This window comes from Arachnia sp., from assembly GCF_057238465.1.
Genome location: NZ_DBHHFZ010000009.1, coordinates 167966 through 176279, shown reverse-complemented (window position 1 = coordinate 176279; position 8314 = coordinate 167966). Strand labels below are relative to the sequence as shown.

10 protein-coding genes are annotated in these 8314 nt (G+C 65.7%); 7 read left to right on the top strand and 3 right to left on the bottom strand.

Features of this window, described 5'->3' with window-relative positions; genetic code table 11:
- Positions 1-154: 154 nt before the first annotated feature.
- Both ACO6D6_RS11055 and ACO6D6_RS11050 read right to left on the bottom strand, forming a co-directional pair.
- A complete protein-coding gene (locus ACO6D6_RS11055; RefSeq protein WP_484785305.1) occupies positions 155-1060 on the bottom strand; it encodes a nucleotidyl transferase AbiEii/AbiGii toxin family protein in 906 nt (301 codons plus the stop codon).
- Positions 1057-2037 carry a type IV toxin-antitoxin system AbiEi family antitoxin domain-containing protein gene (locus ACO6D6_RS11050; RefSeq protein ID WP_484785304.1) on the bottom strand — a complete coding sequence of 327 codons (981 nt, stop codon included), beginning with the start codon at positions 2035-2037 and terminating at the stop codon, positions 1057-1059. Before ACO6D6_RS11050 ends, ACO6D6_RS11055 begins: the two co-directional genes overlap by 4 nt.
- A 363-nt stretch (positions 2038-2400) precedes the next feature.
- Between ACO6D6_RS11050 and bluB the strand changes: the two genes are divergently transcribed.
- The 7 genes from bluB to rplI all read left to right on the top strand — a co-directional run bounded on the left by bluB (position 2401) and on the right by rplI (position 6513).
- Positions 2401-3033 (top strand): 5,6-dimethylbenzimidazole synthase, encoded by a 633-nt coding sequence (bluB, locus tag ACO6D6_RS11045; protein WP_484785303.1) that lies wholly within the window; start codon positions 2401-2403, stop codon positions 3031-3033.
- Between the two features lie 481 nt (positions 3034-3514).
- A complete protein-coding gene (locus ACO6D6_RS11040; protein WP_484785302.1) occupies positions 3515-3889 on the top strand; it encodes a rhodanese-like domain-containing protein in 375 nt (124 codons plus the stop codon).
- Complete coding sequence (locus ACO6D6_RS11035) at positions 3886-4638, top strand: SGNH/GDSL hydrolase family protein (protein ID WP_484785301.1); 753 nt, start codon at positions 3886-3888, stop codon at positions 4636-4638. The genes ACO6D6_RS11040 and ACO6D6_RS11035 overlap by 4 nt, the downstream gene beginning before the upstream one ends.
- Before the next feature lie 92 nt (positions 4639-4730).
- Positions 4731-5018 carry a 30S ribosomal protein S6 gene (rpsF, locus tag ACO6D6_RS11030; RefSeq protein WP_484785300.1) on the top strand — a complete coding sequence of 96 codons (288 nt, stop codon included), beginning with the start codon at positions 4731-4733 and terminating at the stop codon, positions 5016-5018.
- A 98-nt stretch (positions 5019-5116) separates the two neighbouring features.
- Positions 5117-5710: a single-stranded DNA-binding protein gene (locus ACO6D6_RS11025; RefSeq protein ID WP_484785299.1), complete on the top strand. Its 594-nt coding sequence runs from the start codon at positions 5117-5119 to the stop codon at positions 5708-5710.
- 101 nt (positions 5711-5811) lie between these two features.
- Positions 5812-6051, top strand: coding sequence for a 30S ribosomal protein S18 (gene rpsR, locus ACO6D6_RS11020; RefSeq protein ID WP_014847330.1), 240 nt, complete (start codon positions 5812-5814; stop codon positions 6049-6051).
- 15 nt (positions 6052-6066) lie between these two features.
- Positions 6067-6513, top strand: a complete 447-nt coding sequence (rplI, locus tag ACO6D6_RS11015) for a 50S ribosomal protein L9 (RefSeq protein WP_484785298.1) — start codon at positions 6067-6069, stop codon at positions 6511-6513.
- Between the two features lie 60 nt (positions 6514-6573).
- Here rplI and ACO6D6_RS11010 read toward each other — a convergent pair whose 3' ends face one another.
- On the bottom strand, positions 6574-8262 hold the full coding sequence (locus ACO6D6_RS11010) for a PKD domain-containing protein (RefSeq protein WP_484785297.1): 1689 nt from the start codon (positions 8260-8262) through the stop codon (positions 6574-6576).
- Positions 8263-8314 lie beyond the last annotated feature (52 nt).

Sequence of the window (8314 nt, the reverse complement as noted above, 5' to 3'; positions counted from 1 at the left end):
TACAAGCCGTCACCGGACTCATCTTCGCTTACACCCCATGAATAAGCCTCTAGGTATCCTCAAGCCCTTCGTACTCACTATTTCAAGCAGCGACAGGGGGATCGGTCGCTAGCCATGCCGTGCGGAGCTCCTCGTGTTCCGCTCCCAGGCCGGCTCAAACCCATGCGCGAATCCCGGGATCCCACCGTAGGCCCTTGGCCTTCCCGGCCAGCACCGGTTCCAACAGCTCATTGACGAGGTTCGTGGCCAATGCGACGGTGAGGTGGTCCTTGCAGTCCGGGATGGGGGAGGCGAGTCTTCTGTAGGAGGCATCCCAGTCCGGAGGTGCCGTGAAAGTCTCCGGGAGCGGCAACCCTCGGGAAGCTGCTTCTCTGGTGATGGCCACCTCGAGTCTGCCGCCATCGATGGTCTGTGTGAGTGTGAGGACAACAAGGTCCACGAGGTCCTTCACGCGTGTCGAAGGATGACCGTTGTAAAGGGAAAGCGTCGCACAAACCTTGTCCGCCATCTGGTCGACCAAAGGGTACAGGCGATACTCGCACTGCGGGAGTTTTGGGAGTGCCAGGGCATTCGACGGGATGATGGTCTCCGGGGTGTCTGTCGTAACGGCTTTGACAACGAGATCGACATTCAGCCGGTCCTTTTTGTTGACGCCGAGGTAGACGTCAAAGCTCACGCGGATGCCTTCGGTGTAGGCCTGCTGTTTACCGCCGAGTGAATCCGTGTGGCTGACATACTCGAAGCGAAAGAAATCTCCTAGGTCAAGGGCCGCAAGGCGCCGAAGCTCGGTCAGGGCTGCGGCCAGTGAGTGACGTCGATTGAACAAGTCGACATCACTGGTTGCTCGCGCCGATGGGACCCTGGCCAGCAGGGCCGTTCCGCCCTTGAGAAGCCATGCGTCGGTTGGCGTCTCTGAGAAGATCCGGCACAGAAAACGGTGGAAGTACTCCAGCCGGATGCGCTCCTGGGTGCTGAGGGACTTGTCGTTCTGGGCTGCTTTCTGAGCGGCTGATCGTATTGCCGACTCGACCGCCGCCGGTGTCTGGTAGGGATCTGTCATCTAGGATCCTCGCATTCGTGTGGCATGTCGGACTCCAGTGGTGGAGGAGTGGGATGTGATGCGCTTGCCATCGGATGAACCAGCTGATTGTGAATCGTGTTCGCGAGCAGCTCAGTGGTTTCCGGGACGAAGAATTCGGTGTTTCCTGTGTGAAAAGACTTCCAGACCTTTTGGTTCGTTGCTGCGAAGGCTTTTTGGAGTCCTGAGGCGCCGAGGAGGTCACTGAAGACGTTCGGGAGCTTCTCGAAGATGGTCTGCGCCTGGGGAGACGTGAGGATCTTTGCCATGAGGGGTCCGTTTTCTGCGATGCGTCTGACCCAGCTGTCCTCGTCGATTCCCGCCGACCGGGAGAGCTTTTCCAGCAGCGCCGCGCCGTCACCTGCCGCACAGCCGTTGCGGCGCGCCAGGGGAGCCAGGAGTTCGGTGAGGCGTTCGGTGTCCAGGACGGACTGCCGGGTGGCGTCCCGAAGTGCATCTGCGACGGTGCTGAGGTCCTGCCGATCTTCGACCAGGTCGGCGATGGTGCGTTCCCGTGTGGTCGCGGGCAGGCCGTCCCGGACGGTGATGTCCTCACGGGGAAGGTCCCGGGTGCGGTATCGGACATCGAGTCGCTGGCTCTGTCGCCGTGTCGGCGAGGTGAACTCGCTCCGAGTGGCCCGGAGGTCTCCGATGCCGTGGAGCCGGGCAGCGGATTCCCCGGAGACGACGATCCCCGGGCGGTCGTCTCGTAGACGTTCGAGAGCGAGCCTGCGGGGTTCGGTCGCGAGCCACGCTGCTCGGAGTTCCTCGTGCTCCGCAGCCGGGGCGCCGGTGCTGCGGTAGACGCCGTGGATGAGCCGGATCAGGTAACCGTCATCGTTGAGCCGCTTGAGGGTCATGTGGTCGATGCCTTGTGCGCGTGCCTGGGCGGAGGTGACCATACCCCACTGGGATTCGGTCACCTCCGCCAGCTGCTGCAGCGCCACACGTGACTTCATGCTTGAATACTAACTTCATAATTGTTAGTTTCCAAGCGAAATCTGCATCAGGGGATGGTTGGGAGCGATCCACGAAGGAACTGGACCGGTCGAAGCCCTTCTGATCGTCAGCCGAGGTCCCTCACCCGCAGCGACTCGCTGCCCGATGTGTTTCCTGGGTTTTCCGCTTCTCCTCGGCGGACCACGGTCCTATCGGCCCATCCTCAAGGTGCGTCGCTGACCGGTGGGAACGCTTCAAGGGAACTCGCCGACGGCATGCACGAGGCGTCGGCGCCCCGGCCGGGGGAGCCAGGACGACCACGCAGGAGATGGTTTGACCGCCCTCCCCGAGATCGCGGGAAGGGTCTCGCTAGGGTTTTCCGCATGGATCAGGCCTGCAAGGAAGCTCTCGAGACGATCATCAAACGCCGCCGCGATGTGCGCGCCGAGTTCACCGGCGACCCCCTGAACGAGGAGGAACTCGCCGACCTCCTGAACGCGGCGCATGCCGCTCCGAGCGTGGGCAACAGCCAGCCCTGGGACTTCGTCGTGGTCCGCGACCCCGCCACTCTGGACGCCTTCGCCGAGCACGTCGCGCAGTGCCGGCAGGACTATGCCGACTCCCTCGACGAGGAACAGCGGGAGAAGTTCAACCCCATCAAGATCGAGGGCATCCGCGAATCCGGGCTGGGGATCGTCGCCACCTACGACCCGACACGCTTCGGGCCCAACGTCCTGGGGCGCCACACCATCAGCGACGCCGGGGCGTTCTCGGTGGTGTGCGCCGTGCAGAACCTGTGGCTGATGGCCACCGCCCTGGACCTCGGGGTCGGGTGGGTGTCGTTCTACCAGGAACCCTTCCTCAAGGAGCTGCTCGGGCTGCCCGAACAGGTGAGGCCGGTCGGCTGGTTGTGTGTGGGCCGCGTTACGAAACTCCAGGAGGTCCCCGACCTGATCCGTTTCGGCTGGAACCACCGCATCGCCCTGGAGGAGGTCGTCCACCACGACCGCTGGTGACCTCCCCTCGGACTGGTTGGGCTGGGTCGTGAGGAAGGAGCGGTCCATGTCGAAACTGTCGCCGAGGGTCAAGAAACAGGCCCGGCCTCAGGTATTTGGGTGTGGTCGCCGTGGTTTCGACTCGACCGGCTTCGGGGGTAAAGCTGGTTGAGTGGGGCGTGAGGAACGAGCGGCCCGTGTCGAAACCATCCGGCGCCTGGCGGGTAGGTCCAACCACAAAGCTGTGGCGGTTCCCGTCCTTCCCCCTGGGCGCGAATCGCGGAAGAAAAACGGTTCAACGTCACGTGACGACGTCGAACCGTCGAACCTCCGCGATTCGCGCCCAGGGAGAAGGGTTGCGGGGAGGCCACGCGCCCTAACCCGTCTCGGCCCGCGTTTCGTGCACAGAGGGGGAGGGGAACCGTGTCCCGCCGTGACCATCTCCCGGCCGGACCGGCATGGCTCGGTCAGCGTCCTGGGGAGCCGTGGAATCATTGACCGCATGGGTCTGTTCGACTTCCTGAACAAACGCTCCTCCGGGCTGAGCGTCGAGGACGCGGTGCTGGCGCTCAGCAAGGGTGCCGTTCTGATAGACGTCCGCTCCAAGGCCGAGTACGAGGCCGGGCACGCACCCGGCGCCCGGCCGGTCGACCCCAAGGACCTGCACGACGATCCCCTCGATGCCATTCACGGCGGCGATCCCCTGGCCGAACTCGACTCCGCCATTGTCGTGATCTGCGACAACGGGCTGCGCAGCTCCATCGCCGCGGCGGAACTTCGGGGGAAGGGCATCCTCGCGGAGTCGGTCGCGGGCGGGCTGATCGCCTGGGGCCGCGACGGCAACCCGATCATCCCCGGCCCCTACCGCCGCCGATGAAGCGCTGGGTGGGTGCCGCCCTCGCGGCGGCGGGAATAGCGCTGGGCGCGGCCTATGTCATGGGACGCGCAAGGATCAACCGACACACAGTCGACTACGCCGAACACTGGCGCCGGGCGGCCTCCGAGGTCCCCGAGGACGCGATCCACTACGTCGCGCTCGGGGATTCCGCGGCCCAGGGCGTGGGGGCCAGCCGGGTGGAGACCAGCTACGTCGCGCTGCTCGCGGAGCGGATCTCGCAGGTGAGCCGACGGAAGGTCGTGGTGACGAACCTGTCGGTGTCGATGGCCACCAGCCGCGACGTCGTCCGCTACCAGCTGCCCCGGCTGGCGGAACTCGACCGCGCCCCCGACATCCTCACCCTGGACATCGGCGGCAACGACGTGGTGCTGCCCGGAAACACCCTCGAATCCTTCGAGAAACACTTCGCCGACATCCTCACCAAGCTGCCCCCTGGCAGTTTCGTCGCGGACGTGCCCTGGTTCACACTGCCCGTGCTGTCCCGGCGGGCGGAGAGGTTCAACGACGCGGTGACCGACCTCATCACCCTCCACGGCCATCACCGGGTCCACGTCCACGAGGCCACCCGGGACCTCGGGCCGCTGCGCTACCACACCAACACCGCGGCGGATTGGTTCCACCCCAACGACACCGGTCACCGGGCCTGGGCGGACCTGTTCTGGAAGGCGATCGAATCGTCGGGACGACCGGACCTGCCGGGTTTTCCCGCGACGGGTCCGCTCGGGTAGACTCAGCCCCCGGCTGACCACCCGGTCGGTCATGCCCTCCTGCCGCGGGAACGACCCGTGGCCGCCAGTCCGAAGGAGGTTGGGCAGTACCCATGCGCAAGTACGAGATCATGGTCCTCGTCGATTCCGACGTCGACGAGCGCCAGGTTCCGGGCCTGATCGAGAAGCACCTCGAGGTCATCACCGCTGGTGGTGGCACGGTCGACAACGTCGACCACTGGGGTCGCAGGCGTCTGGCCTACGACATCAACAAGAAATCCGAGGCGAGCTACACCGTCGTGCAGGTCACCTGCGAGCCGGCGCTGGTCCAGGAGATGGACCGCCTGATGGGCATCGACGAGCGGATCGTCCGCACCAAGGTGCTCCGTCTCGAGAAGTGAGCTTTCAACACTGACGCCGAATCCCCGACCCTGAGGATTTCTGTCGGGGGAAACGGCCATAGTGTTGACGAAAGACAAGTCCGATCCCGGAGGAAAACATGGCAGGCGAAACCCAGATCACGCTGGTGGGCAATCTCACCGGAGACCCGGACCTCCGCTTCACCCCCAGTGGTGCCGCGGTGGCCAATTTCACCGTCGCCTCGACGCCCCGCACCTTCGACCGACAGACGGGTGAGTGGCGCGACGGCGAGGCCATGTTCATCAACTGCGCCGTGTGGCGTCAGTACGCCGAGCACGTCGCCGAGTCCCTCACCAAGGGGATGCGCGTCATCGTGCAGGGCAGGCTGAAGTCCCGCAGCTACGAGACCCAGCAGGGTGATCGCCGCACGGTGTTCGAGATTGATGTCGACGAGGTCGGTCCCTCCCTGCGGTACGCCACCGCGCAGGTCACCCGCACCAGCGGTGGTGGCCAGGGTGGCGGAAACTGGCAGGGCAACCAGAACCAGGGTGGCGGACAGAACTACGGCAACCAGCCCCAGCAGGGGCAGGGCGGCTACGGCAACCAGCCCCAGCAGGGGCAGGGCGGCCAAGGCAGCGACCCGTGGGGCAGCAGCGGCGGAGGCTACGGCGGCGGGAACCGGGGCGGCAACGACCCGTGGAACCAGTCCGCTGCGGAGGAACCCCCGTTCTGATCCACCCGCACAACCGACCCGCCGGGTCGGCTGGCACATTCCGTCTCACGACGGGCTTCCCACTGGGCCGGAAAGGCCCGCAAGACTAGGAGAGCACCACAATGGCCGGTCCACAGCGCAAGTCTGTGAACAAGAAGAAGATCATGCCGGTGAAGACCACTCGCGTGGCCAACATCGACTACAAGGACATCGCGACGCTGAAGAGGTTCATCTCGGAGCGTGGCAAGATCCGCGCCCGCCGCGTGACCGGGCTGTCCGTCCAGGACCAGCGCAAGATCGCGCTCGCCGTCAAGAACGCGCGTGAGGTGGCCCTGCTGCCCTACGCCTCGACCGCCCGCTGATCGGAGGAAGAACAGATGAAACTCATTCTGACCAGCACCGTCGACAAGCTCGGCATCGCAGGAGACATCGTCGAGGTCCGCAACGGCTACGGCCGCAACTACCTCGTCCCGCAGGGCAAGGCCATTGTCTGGTCCCGTGGCGCCGAGAAACAGATCGAGGGCATCAAACGCGCCCGCGACGCCCGTGAGGTCCGCGGCATCGAACACGCGCAGGAGCTCCGCACCCAGATCGAGGAACTCACCATCAAGGTTCCCGCTCGCGCCGCCGAGTCGGGTTCGCTGTTCGGTGCAGTCACCGCCGCCAACCTGGCCCTGGCCGTGAAGAAGGCCGGCGGTCCCGCCATCGACAAGCGGTCGGTGTCGTTCGCCAAACCGGTCAAGACCGTCGGCAACCACGTCGCATCCGTCAAGCTGCACCCCGCCGTCACCGCGCGGGTCGGCTTCGAGGTGATTCCCGCCTGATCTCGGGAGAAAACGGCGGGGCCCAGTTCCTTCGGGAACTGGGCCCCGCCGTTTCTTCTGCTACTTTCCGGTCCTGGGCAGGCCGGGTGGGGCCGGAAGTACCGGCTGGTGGGGCAGGGACGGGGTGGGCAGCTCCTCGGTCGGGGGCATCACCACCTGCTCGTCGCTGCCCAGGGGCGCGGCGACTCCCCAGGCCGCGGGATCCTGGCAGGAATCCCCGACGCCGTCGCCGTCGAGGTCGTCCTGCATCGGGTTGGGGTGCTCCGGGCAGTTGTCGACCTCGTCCGGGACGGTGTCGCCGTCCCGGGTGATGTCCAACCGTGCGGACGCCGTGGCCTGGGCCCCCGAGTCGTCCGTGACCCGGACCCGGACGTATCCGCTGATCTGCTGCGGGTAGTTGCGCAGGACGCGTCCGTCTCCGGTGGTCGCGTCAAAGGTGCCGTCGCCGTCGAAGTCCCACTCGAAACGGGTGATCCTTCCCCGCGAGGAGAGGCTGGCGCGGGCGTCCAACAGCAGGTTCTCGCCGATCCTTCCCGCGTACGGACCCTGCAGCGTCGCGACGGGGGAATCGGGCAGTTCCGCGACGGGACGTGCGCTGGCCAGGTTTGAAGGATCCTGCATGAGCCTGGCGATCCGACGATGCCCCGCCAGGTTCGGGTGGTACCAGTCGGTGCTGGAACCGGACCGGAGCCCGCTGATTCCCCCGTTGCCCCCGTAGTCACCCGAGGATTCCAAGAACTCGTTGATCCAGCGGTCCTTGTTCCTGGTGAACACCCGAGGATCCGGTTCGTGCCCGGCGAAGGCCTCCGCAACCTCCCCGACGAATTTCACGCGGCCGGGGAAGCTGCTCTCCAATTCGCTGATGATTCGTCGCTGCTCCTTGATCGCGGCCCATCCCAGTTCCCTCACCCCCCGAGCGGCGTCGAAGGAAACCGCCCCGTCGGGCAGGAGGTAGGGGCGGTCCAGGGACAGCAGGGGATAGGCCAGCAGGATCACCTGCGATTTGGGGTTTCCGGTCATCCGTTCCGTGATCAGCCGGGAAATCTGCGACTTGAGCCGGTCCAGCATCTCGGGGAGCCCGGCCATGGTCGCCGCTATGCCCTCGCGGCACCTCGTCCCGTTCGCCCCCTCCAGCGCGCCGGGGATCCGCGGTCCGAAACAGTTCGCGATGATGTCGGTGAATCCCAGTTCGTTTCCCCCCGCGGTCAGCAGCACCAGATCCGTCCGGGGCCCCACGAAATCGGTCTGGGCGCGAATGGTCAGCTGGCACTCGTAGATGTACTTCTCCGCCCATGGCAGCGGGCTGTCGTTCTCCCGCAGGTGGTAGTCGACGGACAGGAAGTCGTCGCCGGCCGCCCGGGTGGAGCAGGCGTCGGTTTCGTCCAGCCTGGCCCGGGCCTCCTCAATGGAATCGGCGGCCACCCCCTTGGCGGGTTGTTTGGGAAGCGCCCGTGGCGAGAACAGGTCGTCGATGTTTCCGCCGGAGCAGGCGTGGTTCTGGTAGCTGGTGGCCACGCCCTGTGAGTTCGCCCAGGACGCGAAGAGGGAACCCCAGTTGCGGCTGCTGCGCAGGCAGGGGGTGGGGCCGTGATGGTTTCCGATGCCGTTGCCCGCCGAGTAGGAATCCCCGATGTGCACGACGGACAGGCTCCTGGGTTCCCCCGTGTCCGGGTGGGCGGGCACCGGCGGCGGGAGCAGCACGAGAAAGGCAGTGCCCAGGATCAGCCATTTCCTGAGGAGGCCTCGCATTCCTTGCCCTTCCGTTCGAGGGGTGGAGTTCAGCAGGATTTGATGGTTCGTG

Excerpts from the sequence above, each read along its gene's own strand:
- rplI (WP_484785298.1), top strand. The coding sequence starts at position 6,067 with ATGAAACTCATTCTGACCAGCACCGTCGACAAGCTCGGCATCGCAGGA.
- ACO6D6_RS11010 (WP_484785297.1), bottom strand. The coding sequence starts at position 8,262 with ATGCGAGGCCTCCTCAGGAAATGGCTGATCCTGGGCACTGCCTTTCTC.
- ACO6D6_RS11055 (WP_484785305.1), bottom strand. The coding sequence starts at position 1,060 with ATGACAGATCCCTACCAGACACCGGCGGCGGTCGAGTCGGCAATACGA.
- ACO6D6_RS11040 (WP_484785302.1), top strand. The coding sequence starts at position 3,515 with ATGGGTCTGTTCGACTTCCTGAACAAACGCTCCTCCGGGCTGAGCGTC.
- ACO6D6_RS11025 (WP_484785299.1), top strand. The coding sequence starts at position 5,117 with ATGGCAGGCGAAACCCAGATCACGCTGGTGGGCAATCTCACCGGAGAC.
- ACO6D6_RS11035 (WP_484785301.1), top strand. The coding sequence starts at position 3,886 with ATGAAGCGCTGGGTGGGTGCCGCCCTCGCGGCGGCGGGAATAGCGCTG.
- ACO6D6_RS11050 (WP_484785304.1), bottom strand. The coding sequence starts at position 2,037 with ATGAAGTCACGTGTGGCGCTGCAGCAGCTGGCGGAGGTGACCGAATCC.
- bluB (WP_484785303.1), top strand. The coding sequence starts at position 2,401 with ATGGATCAGGCCTGCAAGGAAGCTCTCGAGACGATCATCAAACGCCGC.
- rpsR (WP_014847330.1), top strand. The coding sequence starts at position 5,812 with ATGGCCGGTCCACAGCGCAAGTCTGTGAACAAGAAGAAGATCATGCCG.
- rpsF (WP_484785300.1), top strand. The coding sequence starts at position 4,731 with ATGCGCAAGTACGAGATCATGGTCCTCGTCGATTCCGACGTCGACGAG.